The organism is Desulfurispirillum alkaliphilum, assembly GCF_055378285.1.
In genome coordinates, this window is sequence record NZ_AP042405.1 from 2,845,046 (window position 1) to 2,861,314 (window position 16,269).

Consider the following 16,269-nt stretch of genomic DNA (forward strand, 5'->3'; position numbering starts at 1 on the left):
GGGCGCCAGCGGAGCGAGAAATGAAGCGCACTCCCCGTGAATCACGACAGCGGGCAACGCCGCAGACGGGGGTTTCCAGCAGCCTGCTATAAGGATTAACACCGTTATGCCATCAACCAACCTTACCCTGATGTGGGAACCCCAACTCGAATCCATGGAACGCTCTGAACTGGAATCACTCCAGCTGCAGCGCCTGAGCGAAACCGTCCAACGAGCGTACCACCAGGTCCCCCACTACCGTAACCTCTTTGAAGAAAACGCCATAGCCCCGGATTCCATCCAGTCCATCCAGGATATACGCAAGCTCCCCTTCACCGTGAAAGACCACTTCCGCCAGAACTACCCCTACGGCATGTTTGCCGTACCCATGCGCGATATCGTGCGTATACACTCCTCCAGCGGCACCACCGGCAAACCCACCGTAGTGGGCTACACCCGCCGCGACCTGGACACCTGGAGTACATTAATCGCCCGGCTGCTCAGCGCCAGCAACGTCACCGCCGACGACGTCATCCAGATCGCCTTCGGCTACGGCCTCTTCACCGGCGGCTTCGGCCTGCACTATGGCGCCGAGAAAGTGGGAGCATCGGTCATCCCCATCTCCAGCGGCAACACCCAGAAGCAGCTTATGATCATGAAAGACTACCTCACCACCGCCCTCATCTGCACCCCCAGCTACGCCATGTTCCTGGCCGAAGCCATGGAGCAGGCCGGCATCCGCCGCGAAGACCTGCGCCTGCGCACCGGCCTCTTCGGCGGTGAACCCTGGACCGACCAGATGCGACGCCAGATCGAAGAGCGCTTTAACATTCACGCCACCGACAACTACGGCCTCAGCGAAGTCATGGGCCCCGGCGTCGCCTGCGAATGCCTGGAAAAAAAGGGCATGCACATCAACGAAGACCACTTCTACCCCGAAATCATCGACCCCGTCAGCGGCGAAGTGCTGCCCCTGGGAGAAATGGGAGAACTGGTGCTCACCACCCTGACCCGCGAAGCCCTGCCCGTCATCCGCTACCGCACCCGCGACATGACCCGCCTCATCCCTGAGCCCTGCGCCTGCGGACGCAGCTTCCTGCGCATGGAAAAACCCTCCGGCCGCAGCGACGACATGCTCATCATCCGCGGCGTCAACGTCTTCCCCACCCAGATCGAAGAAGTGCTGTGCAGCATTGAAGGCTGCGAGCCCCACTACAAGCTTGTCGTCGATCGACAGGGCTCCCTGGACGTGCTGGAAGTGCTGGTGGAAGTCAACGAACACCTCTTCTTCGATGAAATGAAAAAGCAGAACGCCCTCGTCAAGAGAATACAACAGGAAATCCGCAGCATGGTCGGCGTCAGCGCCACCGTCAGACTCGTGGAAAAAAAGACCCTGGAACGATTTGAAGGAAAAAGCAAACGGGTAGTCGACAAACGGATCCAACACCCAGCGCAGGGGTAGCCTATGACCACAACCATGGTGTTCGCGTCAGACCTTGACGAAGTCGCCACATACGCCAAACACATCGTCGAACGCATTCCCGACGGCTACTTCACCCCGAAGAAACTCTACCGGGTGCGGCTCGCCGTTGACGAAGCCATGACCAACGCCATCATGCACGGCAACAAAAGCGACACCACCAAGAGCGTCCAGGTCAACCTCCACTGCAACTCCCACGGCATCAACATCAGCATCACCGACGAAGGCGACGGCTTCGACCAGCGCGCCGTCCCCCAGCCCACCGCAGACGAAAACCTGCTGCGCACCGGTGGACGCGGCATCTATATCGTCGCCCACTACGCCGACAGCCTCACCTATAACGACAAAGGCAATCAGGTCACCCTGGCATTCGCCCGCGACATCCCATGAATCAAAAAACACCCAGAACCCGCCTGGATAAACTCCTGGTGGACCGCGAACTCGTCAAAAGCCGCGAACGCGCCAAAGCCCTCATCATGGCCGGAGCCGTCATCGTCAATGATCACCGCATCGACAAACCCGGCACCACCGTGCCCGACGACGCCACCATCCGCCTCAAAGTCAAGGATATCCCCTACGTCAGCCGTGGCGGCCTGAAACTGGAACAGGCCCTGCGCAGCTTCGCCATCGACCCCACCAGCCACACCTGCCTCGACATCGGCTCCTCCACCGGCGGATTCACCGACTGCCTCCTCCAGCACGGAGCCAGCCACGTCCACGCCGTGGACGTGGGCACCAACCAGCTCGACTGGAAACTGCGCACCCACCCCCAGGTCACCATCAGCGAACAAACCGACATCCGCGACTACCAGCCACCCATCGGAACCCGCTTTGACCTCATCGTCACCGACGTCTCCTTTATCTCCCTCACCAAAATCATTGAACCCATCACCCGGCTCGCCAGCCCCGGCACCCGCTTCATCGGGCTCGTCAAACCCCAGTTTGAACTCAGCCGGGAAAAAATCGCCCGTGGCGGCATCGTCAAGGAAGAAACCCACCGCCTGGAAGCCCTGGAGAAAGTCCTTCACGCCCTGCGGGAAAACGGACACTGGGAAATACAGCACCATGAACCCAGCCAGACCCCCGGCACCGACGGCAACATCGAATACCTGCTCCTGGCCAGGAAAATCAGCCCTGAAAACCGCTGAGGGCTGGTGTGTGAACGTGCTTTTTGCGCCCATCTGCGAAAATCCGTGGAGAAGATATCCGCTGATTTACGCAGATAAAACCAAATACAGAAAACAGCCTGATGGCACGGTCGTGTGGGTATTCCTTACTTCAGGTCGTTGTGGCCAAGGTGGCCTGTTGGCCACTTGAGTTCGTCGGGTATCAGGGGCCAGTATTCGGCGGCTTCCTCTTCCTGCCCGCGCATGGTGAGCAGCGACCAGACAAACACAGCGTTTTCCTGCTGGTTGCTGTCAAGTTGCTGACGGGTTCGCTTTGGAGTGTCGCTGTCATAAATCTGCAGGCCAATGCCGATGCGCTCCTGCTTGCTGGGGTTCAGATCAAAGACGTTCATGTGCTCACCTGTTGTATTGCTGCATTCCACATGGCTGGATCGGTGTTTATCGCGTCAAGCGCCCCCTGTATACTCGGATATTCTGCAATCAAGAAAGATACCACTCCCTTCACCTTGACGGGCATGCCTGTTGTGGCTATATTCTTTAATGAGTTGCTATGGACCGGATGCGCCCCTTGCTCCATTCTACTCGACCACTCTGCGCATGGGGTGAGTACGCACACAAATTCCGCCCGCTATTCGGGCGGAATTTTATTTTTGTACATTCCTCACTTCAGGTCGTTGTGGCCAAGGTGGCCTGTTGGCCACTTGAGTTCATCGGGTATCAGGGGCCAGTATTCGGCGGCTTCCTGTTTCTGCCCGCGCATGTCGAGCAGCGACCAGACAAACACAGCGTTGCTCTGCTCGTCAGCGTCCAGCTGTTCACGGGTGTACTTCGGCGCTTCGTGGTTGTATATCTGCAGGCCAATGCCGATGCGCTCCTGCTTGCTGGGGTTCAGATCAAAGACGTTCATGTGTTCACCTGTTGAAGGACTGTTTTCCATGTCACCGTGTCGGCGTTGATCGCGTTCAGCGCCCCTTGTATGCTCGGATATTCTGTAATCAACTGCGGAGGACGTTACCCTCATGTTGTATTATTTGCCCTACGAAAATCACCCAGTATTGTCAGGCGCTGAACACTATGACTCACCACTCCACCCATGGTCAGGCAACCACGTACATTCAAAGGGATCATTTAACAGCAGGCCTTTTACAACTGGTACGAGAAAATCAGATATATCCGTGATAATCGTAGTCAAATCGTAAATCGGAATGCTGGGCTTCGATTTTTTCACGAAAGCTGTCCACTGAATTCTCTTTTGGGCGTCGTCATAAAAAGCTGGTGTGAATGCAAAAGGTATTGATTCTGGCAGCGCCGTGCGTCGCCGCTCAAAGGTGTTTTGCAAAGCCTTCTGCAAAATACTTCCTTCAAACGAGAAGAGCCTGGAAACAAGCCAGATATCATAAAAATCTTTCAGACGACTGTTTGCCAAACCAAGTCTGACCATTGCCTCCGTCTTTTCAGCCACAAGTGTATAGCGTGGATACGCTCTCAGGAGCGGTGGAGGATAATCAAGAAGTACCGGATACTCGACGTTTTCAGGCGCAGGCGTTACAATATCACCAAATCCAATATCAAACTGAAGAGGAATGCGGGCCCGATCAAGCAGACCAACTAAAGTGATCCGCACCCCATCATACTCCTGACCTTCACAGATCGCCTCAGTCTTCAGCGAGTCACAGAGATAAATCATGCCATCATCCGGAGACTCAATACAGCAGACATCTAGAAATATCTCTGCGAGCTGATCCGCATCCGGATTGCCAAACCCGAGAAAATCCACATCCCGGGAGACACGATGATTCTGCCCTGCCCAAACCAGAAACAGGCTGGCTCCCTTTAAGATCAACCGGTCAGCATGTGGAGAAATGCTGATCCGATAAAGGAAACGCTCCATCCCGTAACGCGAAAGCAGAAAATTAAAATCCTCTTTGTTTGCTTTGGCACGGTTCAGTAGCCGCTGAGAAATTGAATGCGCAATGTTCCCCTTTTTATCCTGGCTCATACAACGGCCTCCAGGTATGGACGCATAACTTTTGATACCCTGTTAACCTCAGCGGCCTCCATTAGCTCATCCATCGTGACTTTGCGTGATCGCCAGGCTTCTCGAAGCCCCTCTATGGCAATATCAAGACCCACTTTGCTGCGGAATTTAAAGCAATCCGCCACCGTTTTTGCTGGGCTGTAGACCTTTACCAGCACGCCATTGACGACATGTTCCTGAATGCCGAATGAATAGGCAGGCTCCGAAACATACGTCAGGTTAAGAGGTGGATATTGCATATCCGGTTTCCACGACCCACGGGGAATCGTCAACCATATCTCAGGGGAAAGCTGGGAGGTAATCCCATGAAAATTGAGTGCGGAAACAAGGCAGACAACAGCGCGAGGCATCCTTGTTGCAACTTCAGCCAAAGTTGAGCCTTCAGAAACGGGAGCATCAGGCAAGGCATAGACCCCTACAGCAATCCTCTCCAGATACCCCTCCCGGTGCATCCAGAACAGGTAATTCCGGGAAATACCCATAGCCTCAACATCTTCAGCCCTGATAATTCCTTTTTTGCTGACAAGTTCCAGTATCTGATGCCGTCTGCTCATACAAACCTCAAGGTGCAAATTCTCTTCAAATATACATATGTGAATAGAATTTGCAATAGCATTACCCCCGCTTGGATGACCGCAACTCCCCGCTGCAACTGCCAGCAAACGACCGCGGAGTACTCCTCACTTCAGGTCGTTGTGGCCAAGGTGGCCCGTTGGCCACTTGAGCTCGTCGGGTATCAGGGGCCAGTATTGGGCGGCTTCCTCTTCCTGCTCGCGCATGGTGAGCAGGGACCAGACATACACAGCGTTTTCTTCAGGATTGGCATCAAGTTCTTCGCGGGAGAACATGGGGGACTCCCGGTCGTATATCTGCAGGCCAATGCCGATGCGCTCCTGCTTGCTGGGGTTCAGGTCAAAGACGTTCATGTGCCCACCTGTTGAATGGCTGTTTTCCATATCACCGTGTTGGCGTTGATCGCGTCAAAGCTTCGCATCTGCTCGGATACTCTGTAATCAAGAAAAATACCACTCCCTTCACCTTGACGGACATACCCGTTATGGCTATATATTTTTTTTCTGAGCGGGTGTGACACGGTGATATTCCCCCGGCCGTAACACATGCCGTTGGGCATGGAGTGCTATGTAGGGTTGCCACTACCTTGTGGACAGGGGGGCCCTACCTCCCGCTCTCTTTTCCTGCTTTCTTACGCCATTATCTCATTTCATCTGAAATCAATCATTGAAAGCCAATTACAAATCCACAGACTCCTTGACTGCACCACGTCATACAGCGACTTTTCAAAACCACATCAAGAGGGGTACAACTTGCACCCCTTTTGGTCGTGTCGTACCAGAGCATTTTGTCTACGGGGCTGGGAGTAGCAGCAGTGCGCGTGGCAGGAGATGGAAAAACTATGCTCTTACATTTTGCCGCAGTAACATAGCCGATGTTCGACAGACGACGCGTAATGGTCAGGTAGTGAAAAGTAAATGGTAGCTCCGGGAGGGGCTCCCGTTCCACCCTCACGCGATCCGGCCCTTGCGGGGCGTCCTACGGCAGGGAGATTCACCGTGTTTCCGAAGCTACCAATAAGGAGAATAGAGTCATTGCTCGCGACCGTCAAGGTTGAAAGCGTATTAACTATTTACAGGGGAGTCTCACACACAGAGACCTGTCCTGAAAGAAAGGCATTCAAACGAAAAGGCATATCTCTCGCCCGTTCGCTGCGCTCACTCAAGACGCCAGGAGCGCCAAGAAAATCGATTTGTCACCCATCTTCTTCGCGTTCTTTGCGGCTGCGAGAGGAATCCCTTTCTTGCATTCAAAAAAAAGCGTATTGATTTCTCTGGCATCCCGTTGTCGCAACAGGGGTATTCATCCCCGCTTGTGCAGGGAGGGAAATATCGATATGGTTACGGTTGGGAATTTGGCAGGCTTATGGCCCCTGATGTGGAAAAGCTATACGGATATCTTGCCACGCTGTCGCAATTACCAGGGGGATTCCCAAGGCAATGATTATGGCGCCCCAGAGCAGGCCAGCAACGGGAAGCAGGAGGATGGCCCCGACGGGGATACCCAGGGCGATTTGCCAGGTGCTGAGGTCCTCAACAGGAAAGCCGATAAGAATGATGGCTGATAGCAGGTTTGCCAGCAGGTAGAGTTTGGTGCCGCTGAATTTGGCGGCACGGGTAAAAGCAGTTTCGAGTATGTCCATTTCCAATAACCTCCCGGTTTCGGTTTCTATTGGCGCGGTGCTGGCGGGTTCGTTTCGTCAGGTGCTAAAACGCCCTCGCTCTCCAGCACATCATTGCTGGCACCAAGCGCACCGTTTGGCCACTTGAGCTCATCGGGTATCACCTCCCAGTAGCGGGTGGCCTCTTCATGCTCTCCGCGCAGTTGCAAAAGCTTCCATATAGTCACCGTGTCGGTGATGCCAAAGTCGTCATACTCCTCCCTGGCAAAGGAGGGAGTGCTGCCGTCGTCCAGGAGTAAGCCAAGGGCCTCAAGCTCTCCTTTTGCTGGGTTGAAGTCATGTACGTTGATCACTCAACTGGCCTCCTCAGCTTGGCATTGAGTATGTTGTCATCATCGTCCAGGTGGACGAGAGAGCCGCTTGTATGCTCCAAGTATCAGCTTTGCTGGCTTTTCGGCAAGGATTTTCGCCACGTGAGTTATCGCATTTTCCGGATAATTATTGAGAACCCACGTGGCCAGACTTCCAACTGGAGCAGGAGCATCAAGCGCTTCAAAAATGCGAGCAAGGTTTTTGGCGGGCTGGCGGTAGCCGTATCCGTTTACGATTATATTTTGCTGGATTTCCGCCAGGTCAATACTATCCACTTCCATCTTGACGCTTACGCCTGCCATGACTATATTCCTTTCAGGCGAGTGATGTTAGAAACTTTCGGCGCGCTAACACGGGTATCCTTGATCTACTCAGGGCCACCTGGATGGAGGGACGGTCGGCCTCCCACTCGCCTAATCGTCAATCTCACCCCAGATAATCGTATAGCGTTGTCAATCATGAAATACCTGAGCATCCACCTTAAACACCGAGCGAGTGCTGTTAGGGTGGTTTTTCTATTTTAGCCGCAAAATTATCATGCAAGGCTGCGGTTCATCCCCGCGTGTGCGGGGAACATGCCATATCCAGAAAAGCAAGCGTACTGAAAGACGGTTCATCCCCGCGTGTGCGGGGAACATATGTAGACGGTATTCGCCGGGTGAATTTATCGCGGTTCATCCCCGCGTGTGCGGGGAACATGATCGATAATGTACTCTATACGTTCTATAATTCGGTTCATCCCCGCGTGTGCGGGGAACATCACTATCAAGGACGACCTGGCCCACAACCGAACGGTTCATCCCCGCGTGTGCGGGGAACATAATCGCGCAAATGCCCAAACTGCACCAACGGACGGTTCATCCCCGCGTGTGCGGGGAACATAATCGCGCAAATGCCCAAACTGCACCAACGGACGGTTCATCCCCGCGTGTGCGGGGAACATTGCATAGTTCCACGCTGCGCTCACTCAAGACGCGGTTCATCCCCGCGTGTGCGGGGAACATCCCTGATGACATGCATCGCTTATGGGGAGGCTCGGTTCATCCCCGCGTGTGCGGGGAACATTCGGCTGCGTTGCTGGATGTGGTGCGGGGGTACGGTTCATCCCCGCGTGTGCGGGGAACATGCCGCCCACCAGGAGCTGGTGCAGTGGCTTGGCGGTTCATCCCCGCGTGTGCGGGGAACATACATATGCAGTTATCTTTCGAGGCAGGGACAGCGGTTCATCCCCGCGTGTGCGGGGAACATCTCAGAGCGATAAATGGCAGTGACAAACCAGTCGGTTCATCCCCGCGTGTGCGGGGAACATTGGAATATACTGTATTACAGGGTTTTCACCCTCGGTTCATCCCCGCGTGTGCGGGGAACATTTCCAGAAGGAGTGCGTAAGTTTTTCCGCCACCGGTTCATCCCCGCGTGTGCGGGGAACATCCCGCCGCGTTGTGCCCGATACCCATAACGGCCGGTTCATCCCCGCGTGTGCGGGGAACATATGTATTGCACTGTCCAGGGAATGGTAGAGCGCGGTTCATCCCCGCGTGTGCGGGGAACATGCTGGAACACACTAACGATAACATGATTATTTCGGTTCATCCCCGCGTGTGCGGGGAACATTCTGGTGCTCAATATAACCAAAGACGGCCGTACGGTTCATCCCCGCGTGTGCGGGGAACATCAAGCGCCGTAGCTTTACGCTACTAGCGTTTGCGGTTCATCCCCGCGTGTGCGGGGAACATTACAAATCTACCGCAGTGATTACATTGTATACCGGTTCATCCCCGCGTGTGCGGGGAACATTTGTCCGCCTCGTGAACCAAGCTGAATATATTCGGTTCATCCCCGCGTGTGCGGGGAACATGCGGCGACGTGGTAGAAATCGACGATAGTTTTCGGTTCATCCCCGCGTGTGCGGGGAACATATATTTGTTATTACAGGAGGATGGTATTATGCCGGTTCATCCCCGCGTGTGCGGGGAACATCCGCCCAGCAGACAGTTGAGCGCAAGTCCGGCCGGTTCATCCCCGCGTGTGCGGGGAACATTCTATAGAAGTATCTGTAACAAAGTCCCAGTCCGGTTCATCCCCGCGTGTGCGGGGAACATATCCTGCCCTGCTGCCAGTGACTCTTTAAACCCGGTTCATCCCCGCGTGTGCGGGGAACATAATGATGCGGGCATCGTCAAAGCTCCACCAGTCGGTTCATCCCCGCGTGTGCGGGGAACATATGCAGATATTGCAGGCTATCAGCAACGGTTCCGGTTCATCCCCGCGTGTGCGGGGAACATGTATAAAACCGTTTTGGTGTCAAGCATTATCCCGGTTCATCCCCGCGTGTGCGGGGAACATGCTCCGGGCTGGCTGGCGATGTGGTGCAGCAGCGGTTCATCCCCGCGTGTGCGGGGAACATGCAGGAAATAAAAAGGAGATCGCTATGCAATGCGGTTCATCCCCGCGTGTGCGGGGAACATATACGGGTAATAGAGCCGATATGGGAGACCCGCGGTTCATCCCCGCGTGTGCGGGGAACATCCAAGCCTCAGAGTGTCCGCCACCCCCTCCGGCGGTTCATCCCCGCGTGTGCGGGGAACATCTCGATATCGGCTATCTGTCCGAAGTTGACCCCGGTTCATCCCCGCGTGTGCGGGGAACATACCAAAAGGCGACACCCGTGCCCGCCTTGTCACGGTTCATCCCCGCGTGTGCGGGGAACATCTCTGGGGTGATGAATGACCCCGACAGAAGTTCGGTTCATCCCCGCGTGTGCGGGGAACATCCAGTGGCGTTGGCGTGGGTATCAACAGTATCCGGTTCATCCCCGCGTGTGCGGGGAACATTTTAACTGTTCATCTATTCTGATTGGAATAGACGGTTCATCCCCGCGTGTGCGGGGAACATACCGAGCATAGATGCAAGGTTCGCCCGGCCCTCGGTTCATCCCCGCGTGTGCGGGGAACATGCGGGAGGTTTGAGCCCTGGGACTTTGAATATCGGTTCATCCCCGCGTGTGCGGGGAACATGAAATGGCAATGGAAGAAAATCGTGCTATACTCGGTTCATCCCCGCGTGTGCGGGGAACATCGAATAATGATGAGCGACGAGTATAGACTGCTCGGTTCATCCCCGCGTGTGCGGGGAACATACCAGGTTATTGTGGCGCTCCTGCGCTACGGCCGGTTCATCCCCGCGTGTGCGGGGAACATCCCTGCAGGCATCCCTCAATGAAACCCAACAGCGGTTCATCCCCGCGTGTGCGGGGAACATAGCTGTGCCGCATTTGCCGATGTACCGCCCTACGGTTCATCCCCGCGTGTGCGGGGAACATAGATGGGCGGCGAATGGCAGGAGCAAAGCCGCCGGTTCATCCCCGCGTGTGCGGGGAACATGTTGGGGCAGACGCCCAGGGCGTCAATGACGGCGGTTCATCCCCGCGTGTGCGGGGAACATGTTTTGTAGTGCGCTCCCCTGTGCAAGAATTTCGGTTCATCCCCGCGTGTGCGGGGAACATAGCGCAGCATCCTGCGCTACTACCACATGGGCCGGTTCATCCCCGCGTGTGCGGGGAACATATCAGCGCCCCCTCGGTTTTTCCCAGGCCGGGCGGTTCATCCCCGCGTGTGCGGGGAACATGGTTATGATTTCAAAGTGGGCATTCTCTGGCACGGTTCATCCCCGCGTGTGCGGGGAACATTATTTGCGCCATGATCTCCGCTCTTTTTGTCTCGGTTCATCCCCGCGTGTGCGGGGAACATCTGCCGGGGCAGGCGTTATAGGGGACGGGTTGCGGTTCATCCCCGCGTGTGCGGGGAACATGCACAGTTTTGGCAAGGGATCAACGTTGGCCACGGTTCATCCCCGCGTGTGCGGGGAACATGTCCATCCTGCCATTTTGATTTTGTGTGATCCCGGTTCATCCCCGCGTGTGCGGGGAACATACCAGCACCACCAGCGCCATCAATAGCACCGCCGGTTCATCCCCGCGTGTGCGGGGAACATACCAGGGCGCCAGCGAGGAATGTTGGCACAATCGGTTCATCCCCGCGTGTGCGGGGAACATTGAGATGGGCGGCACTGACCGCCCTTTTCCAACGGTTCATCCCCGCGTGTGCGGGGAACATCATACGGCGCTGAACAAATCACGGTTGTTGTGCGGTTCATCCCCGCGTGTGCGGGGAACATCCAGTGGCCGCCACGGATCGGGATGCGCTCCCCGGTTCATCCCCGCGTGTGCGGGGAACATTCCTGCATAGCCGCCAGGTCAATCTCATCCGTCGGTTCATCCCCGCGTGTGCGGGGAACATAACAGGTTGCCCACCAGCAGCGCCCGGTATCCCGGTTCATCCCCGCGTGTGCGGGGAACATCCGATAATTCCATGGATGGGCGGAAAGAGCCGCGGTTCATCCCCGCGTGTGCGGGGAACATACCTGATACCAGGGGTCATGGAAGAAGACCCGCGGTTCATCCCCGCGTGTGCGGGGAACATGTTCCGCCCAGGTGTTGGATCGGCCCATAAATCGGTTCATCCCCGCGTGTGCGGGGAACATGACAGGCTCAAGTTCCTGGCCGCCGTGGACGACGGTTCATCCCCGCGTGTGCGGGGAACATGTGTAAAAAACTCATGCATCACCTCCAGCGGCCGGTTCATCCCCGCGTGTGCGGGGAACATTCGCAATATCGCAGTGGTGCGCGTTGAAATCACGGTTCATCCCCGCGTGTGCGGGGAACATGGGTGCAAATCCGCATCCGCACAAGCGCAGGACGGTTCATCCCCGCGTGTGCGGGGAACATAAACCGTCGCGCCTGCTCTTGTCGTATATCCTCGGTTCATCCCCGCGTGTGCGGGGAACATTTTGCTCCGCTCCTGCAGGAGGTTGCCGACCACGGTTCATCCCCGCGTGTGCGGGGAACATGCGCACACGCGAGGGGCCATAACATGGGAAGTCGGTTCATCCCCGCGTGTGCGGGGAACATTCATCACGCCATGCAATACCGTTCAAAGCGTCCGGTTCATCCCCGCGTGTGCGGGGAACATTGTACGCCAACCCTGCTGCCCCTCAGAAGTTTCGGTTCATCCCCGCGTGTGCGGGGAACATTGCCCCCCGAGTGATTACGTCGCCGTCGCTATCGGTTCATCCCCGCGTGTGCGGGGAACATAACGCCACAGGGAAAACCACCCTGTTTGACGCCGGTTCATCCCCGCGTGTGCGGGGAACATTTTATCGATCCCAGTTCCAGTGGTTATCGAGGCGGTTCATCCCCGCGTGTGCGGGGAACATTTGACAAGGTGTTCGGCACAAGCCTCTGCAGACGGTTCATCCCCGCGTGTGCGGGGAACATCCCTTAACAAAAAGAAGCACCTATACGAGTGCCGGTTCATCCCCGCGTGTGCGGGGAACATTTCTGGGGAAAATTCAGGGCCAGGTACGGGGGCGGTTCATCCCCGCGTGTGCGGGGAACATGTTTCCGAACGTGTCTATTTTGGCAATGTCAACGGTTCATCCCCGCGTGTGCGGGGAACATTGACGGTCTTTTTGCTGCCGTATTTACTGCGCCGGTTCATCCCCGCGTGTGCGGGGAACATCGATCAAAGCGATCCATTGCTGAGGAGATAATCGGTTCATCCCCGCGTGTGCGGGGAACATGTCTTTCCGCTGCTGTCGGGTCTGTTTTGTCGCGGTTCATCCCCGCGTGTGCGGGGAACATTGGAGGGCGCGTTGACTGATTCTGGGCAATTCCGGTTCATCCCCGCGTGTGCGGGGAACATATTCCGATCTTCCTGCGTGTCAACTCCTGCAACGGTTCATCCCCGCGTGTGCGGGGAACATTTGTTTCCGCTCCAATTCGTCTATTTTGTCCGCGGTTCATCCCCGCGTGTGCGGGGAACATGATGATGATAAGTGTCGTCCCAACGGGCCATGCGGTTCATCCCCGCGTGTGCGGGGAACATTTACGCTTGGCTGAATTTGATCAGTTTAATTGCGGTTCATCCCCGCGTGTGCGGGGAACATGTTGATTTGAACACGTTCGAGCGCCGCGACTACGGTTCATCCCCGCGTGTGCGGGGAACATTACACCGTCCCCCATTGGCGCTCTGAGAGCCACGGTTCATCCCCGCGTGTGCGGGGAACATGCAGGTGTAAAAAATTGAGACAGATAAATTGCCGGTTCATCCCCGCGTGTGCGGGGAACATAGCGCACCATGGTGGGCAGATCGCCCCGTGAGCGGTTCATCCCCGCGTGTGCGGGGAACATTAAAGGTCGGCACTAATTCCCATTTCTTACACCGGTTCATCCCCGCGTGTGCGGGGAACATGGTATCATTTCATTTAACTCAAATAGCGTATACGGTTCATCCCCGCGTGTGCGGGGAACATCACTACAGAGCAGCTACACCAATTTATCGAATCGGTTCATCCCCGCGTGTGCGGGGAACATGGAATTGTCCGCTCTATTGACTACCACAACGTCGGTTCATCCCCGCGTGTGCGGGGAACATCTCAGGTGAAACAGGCAGACGGAAATTCTCTGCGGTTCATCCCCGCGTGTGCGGGGAACATCAGACTCTGCCGATTTGTTTGTGGTTTGGTAGCGGTTCATCCCCGCGTGTGCGGGGAACATCAAACTGGCGGCCGGTTAATCTAACACTGCTGCGGTTCATCCCCGCGTGTGCGGGGAACATTTGACGAACTTGCGGTTCCCCGCCACATCGCCCGGTTCATCCCCGCGTGTGCGGGGAACATTGGGTCACGTTCGTAGAGAAGTATGGCATGCCCGGTTCATCCCCGCGTGTGCGGGGAACATATCCAGCTCGCCGGATTTAGCCAAGACATAAGCGGTTCATCCCCGCGTGTGCGGGGAACATGACGTGAACAAAGGGGTTCTGTTCCATAAAGACGGTTCATCCCCGCGTGTGCGGGGAACATTTCATCTGCTTGCACATAGAAAGCAAATACGCCGGTTCATCCCCGCGTGTGCGGGGAACATACACTGATAAGAAGCCTGATGCTGAATTTGCGCGGTTCATCCCCGCGTGTGCGGGGAACATTTTGTCGCCAGGGATATATTCAACGGTGTGGGCGGTTCATCCCCGCGTGTGCGGGGAACATCCCATCTGGATAGCGGATTCCTGGTCACATCCCGGTTCATCCCCGCGTGTGCGGGGAACATGTAAAAAACATAACAACATCCATGACATGCTCCGGTTCATCCCCGCGTGTGCGGGGAACATGGCATAAGTGCTGTGGCTTCCAGCAGGTTCATCGGTTCATCCCCGCGTGTGCGGGGAACATGGCGAGTGGCCAGCTCCCAGGGAGAGGCCGCCCGGTTCATCCCCGCGTGTGCGGGGAACATTATGACGATGGTGTGGGCGTGCAAACCATCGGCGGTTCATCCCCGCGTGTGCGGGGAACATCCGACTGGATCGAGGAGAACCTGACCCCGCTGCGGTTCATCCCCGCGTGTGCGGGGAACATTGCGGGAAAGCGCTGTAGTAACGCCTGCTCGCCGGTTCATCCCCGCGTGTGCGGGGAACATATTCTCTGGCCTCCGGACGGGCTACCCTGGGCCGGTTCATCCCCGCGTGTGCGGGGAACATATCCAGAGTCATTCTGCCGTCGGCCAGAACACCGGTTCATCCCCGCGTGTGCGGGGAACATGATTCTGTTCCGATTCGAGGTGCCCAGTCTGCCGGTTCATCCCCGCGTGTGCGGGGAACATCCCCAGATGCGTTTCCAGCGCGACTCGACTCCCGGTTCATCCCCGCGTGTGCGGGGAACATGTTGTGTGTGAGTGTCGGTATGTATATATTCCCGGTTCATCCCCGCGTGTGCGGGGAACATAGGAGCAACACGGCGGCCACGGTGGGCGACACCGGTTCATCCCCGCGTGTGCGGGGAACATGGTGGCTGTTTTAGTTTTTGAATTTGTAAACACGGTTCATCCCCGCGTGTGCGGGGAACATGGTTGATGTCGGTCGACATTAGAATGGAGGGCCGGTTCATCCCCGCGTGTGCGGGGAACATTGCGCTGTATTTGGTCTGGATGATCTCAGCGTCGGTTCATCCCCGCGTGTGCGGGGAACATACCCTTTTTTCGCAGACGCACAGGGACAGGCGCGGTTCATCCCCGCGTGTGCGGGGAACATGTGCGGCCCGGTGTAGCGCCTGGCGTCCTTCACGGTTCATCCCCGCGTGTGCGGGGAACATCTGGTGCGCCAAATGGTGCTGGTGAATATGCACGGTTCATCCCCGCGTGTGCGGGGAACATCGGGCTAGTGTCGTATGCGCGGGCCACTTTGTCGGTTCATCCCCGCGTGTGCGGGGAACATCAGCGGCCGCATTATCGAGAAAATTTATGAGACGGTTCATCCCCGCGTGTGCGGGGAACATACTACTTCAACCAACGCAACCCGACCGAGAAACGGTTCATCCCCGCGTGTGCGGGGAACATGCGAGCGGTGTTGCCGATTTTCTGCAATGCAGCGGTTCATCCCCGCGTGTGCGGGGAACATTCTGCCATCTTCTGCATGGCGTGTTCCTCGCCCGGTTCATCCCCGCGTGTGCGGGGAACATACATCCACATGCTTACCAAGCAACTCAAGGTTCGGTTCATCCCCGCGTGTGCGGGGAACATCACAGGCGAAAGCGACATCCGGCACATGAAAACGGTTCATCCCCGCGTGTGCGGGGAACATACCAGTACCAAGCTCAGAGCTGAAACCCAGGTCGGTTCATCCCCGCGTGTGCGGGGAACATCCGGAATGTGATGTTCAGCTCTAGGGCAAGTCCGGTTCATCCCCGCGTGTGCGGGGAACATCCGGCTACGAGTGGGCTGATTCCTCAACCGGCTGGTTCATCCCCGCGTGTGCGGGGAACATACTGTCCTGTACGCCGAAAACGCTGGCATACCCGGTTCATCCCCGCGTGTGCGGGGAACATCAGCCCGTGCGGAGGGTCTAAGAGGAGTACTACGGTTCATCCCCGCGTGTGCGGGGAACATACTCATGATTTCATCGCCGATGCGCACCGTGCCGGTTCATCCCCGCGTGTGCGGGGAACATTGCTGCTCGTTCACATATTCCAG

At 56.7% G+C, this 16,269-nt stretch carries 11 protein-coding genes and 1 CRISPR repeat array (1 of these 12 running past the window's edge); of the genes, 3 read left to right on the top strand and 8 right to left on the bottom strand.

Annotated features, from left to right (window positions below; all coding sequences use genetic code 11):
- The first annotated feature begins 106 nt into the window (after window positions 1-106).
- The 3 genes from ACZ46I_RS12765 to ACZ46I_RS12775 are packed head-to-tail and all read left to right on the top strand — an operon-like array spanning window position 107 to window position 2,607.
- Window positions 107-1,441: a phenylacetate--CoA ligase family protein gene (locus ACZ46I_RS12765; RefSeq protein ID WP_013505545.1), complete on the top strand. Its 1,335-nt coding sequence runs from the start codon at window positions 107-109 to the stop codon at window positions 1,439-1,441.
- 3 nt (window positions 1,442-1,444) lie between these two features.
- Window positions 1,445-1,849 carry an ATP-binding protein gene (locus tag ACZ46I_RS12770; RefSeq protein ID WP_013505546.1) on the top strand — a complete coding sequence of 135 codons (405 nt, stop codon included), beginning with the start codon at window positions 1,445-1,447 and terminating at the stop codon, window positions 1,847-1,849.
- On the top strand, window positions 1,846-2,607 hold the full coding sequence (locus ACZ46I_RS12775; protein WP_013505547.1) for a TlyA family RNA methyltransferase: 762 nt from the start codon (window positions 1,846-1,848) through the stop codon (window positions 2,605-2,607). The genes ACZ46I_RS12770 and ACZ46I_RS12775 overlap by 4 nt, the downstream gene beginning before the upstream one ends.
- 125 nt (window positions 2,608-2,732) lie before the next feature.
- On the opposite strand, the gene ACZ46I_RS12780 is transcribed toward ACZ46I_RS12775, so the two are convergent.
- The 8 genes from ACZ46I_RS12780 to ACZ46I_RS12815 form a co-directional block, all read right to left on the bottom strand.
- Window positions 2,733-2,978, bottom strand: coding sequence for a hypothetical protein (locus ACZ46I_RS12780; RefSeq protein ID WP_226508768.1), 246 nt, complete (start codon window positions 2,976-2,978; stop codon window positions 2,733-2,735).
- A gap of 269 nt (window positions 2,979-3,247) precedes the next feature.
- Window positions 3,248-3,493, bottom strand: coding sequence for a hypothetical protein (locus ACZ46I_RS12785; protein ID WP_226508767.1), 246 nt, complete (start codon window positions 3,491-3,493; stop codon window positions 3,248-3,250).
- Between the two features lie 165 nt (window positions 3,494-3,658).
- A complete protein-coding gene (locus ACZ46I_RS12790; RefSeq protein ID WP_226508766.1) occupies window positions 3,659-4,585 on the bottom strand; it encodes a nucleotidyl transferase AbiEii/AbiGii toxin family protein in 927 nt (308 codons plus the stop codon).
- On the bottom strand, window positions 4,582-5,178 hold the full coding sequence (locus tag ACZ46I_RS12795) for a type IV toxin-antitoxin system AbiEi family antitoxin domain-containing protein (protein ID WP_226508765.1): 597 nt from the start codon (window positions 5,176-5,178) through the stop codon (window positions 4,582-4,584). Before ACZ46I_RS12795 ends, ACZ46I_RS12790 begins: the two co-directional genes overlap by 4 nt.
- Window positions 5,179-5,304: 126 nt before the next feature.
- Window positions 5,305-5,550 (bottom strand): hypothetical protein, encoded by a 246-nt coding sequence (locus ACZ46I_RS12800; RefSeq protein WP_226508764.1) that lies wholly within the window; start codon window positions 5,548-5,550, stop codon window positions 5,305-5,307.
- Window positions 5,551-6,560: 1,010 nt separating this feature from the next.
- A complete protein-coding gene (locus ACZ46I_RS12805; protein WP_226508763.1) occupies window positions 6,561-6,839 on the bottom strand; it encodes a hypothetical protein in 279 nt (92 codons plus the stop codon).
- Between the two features lie 26 nt (window positions 6,840-6,865).
- Entirely contained in the window at window positions 6,866-7,171 is a 306-nt protein-coding gene (locus tag ACZ46I_RS12810) for a hypothetical protein (protein ID WP_226508762.1), read from the bottom strand.
- A 39-nt stretch (window positions 7,172-7,210) separates the two neighbouring features.
- Window positions 7,211-7,492, bottom strand: coding sequence for a hypothetical protein (locus tag ACZ46I_RS12815; protein WP_226508761.1), 282 nt, complete (start codon window positions 7,490-7,492; stop codon window positions 7,211-7,213).
- 246 nt (window positions 7,493-7,738) lie between these two features.
- Window positions 7,739-16,269: a CRISPR direct-repeat array (repeat unit 29 nt; unit sequence CGGTTCATCCCCGCGTGTGCGGGGAACAT); it runs 99 nt beyond the window's last position.

Coding starts and splice junctions, on each gene's coding strand:
- ACZ46I_RS12780 (WP_226508768.1), bottom strand. CDS start 2,978: ATGAACGTCTTTGATCTGAACCCCAGCAAGCAGGAGCGCATCGGCATT.
- ACZ46I_RS12800 (WP_226508764.1), bottom strand. CDS start 5,550: ATGAACGTCTTTGACCTGAACCCCAGCAAGCAGGAGCGCATCGGCATT.
- ACZ46I_RS12815 (WP_226508761.1), bottom strand. CDS start 7,492: ATGGCAGGCGTAAGCGTCAAGATGGAAGTGGATAGTATTGACCTGGCG.
- ACZ46I_RS12770 (WP_013505546.1), top strand. CDS start 1,445: ATGACCACAACCATGGTGTTCGCGTCAGACCTTGACGAAGTCGCCACA.
- ACZ46I_RS12765 (WP_013505545.1), top strand. CDS start 107: ATGCCATCAACCAACCTTACCCTGATGTGGGAACCCCAACTCGAATCC.
- ACZ46I_RS12790 (WP_226508766.1), bottom strand. CDS start 4,585: ATGAGCCAGGATAAAAAGGGGAACATTGCGCATTCAATTTCTCAGCGG.
- ACZ46I_RS12775 (WP_013505547.1), top strand. CDS start 1,846: ATGAATCAAAAAACACCCAGAACCCGCCTGGATAAACTCCTGGTGGAC.
- ACZ46I_RS12805 (WP_226508763.1), bottom strand. CDS start 6,839: ATGGACATACTCGAAACTGCTTTTACCCGTGCCGCCAAATTCAGCGGC.
- ACZ46I_RS12785 (WP_226508767.1), bottom strand. CDS start 3,493: ATGAACGTCTTTGATCTGAACCCCAGCAAGCAGGAGCGCATCGGCATT.
- ACZ46I_RS12795 (WP_226508765.1), bottom strand. CDS start 5,178: ATGAGCAGACGGCATCAGATACTGGAACTTGTCAGCAAAAAAGGAATT.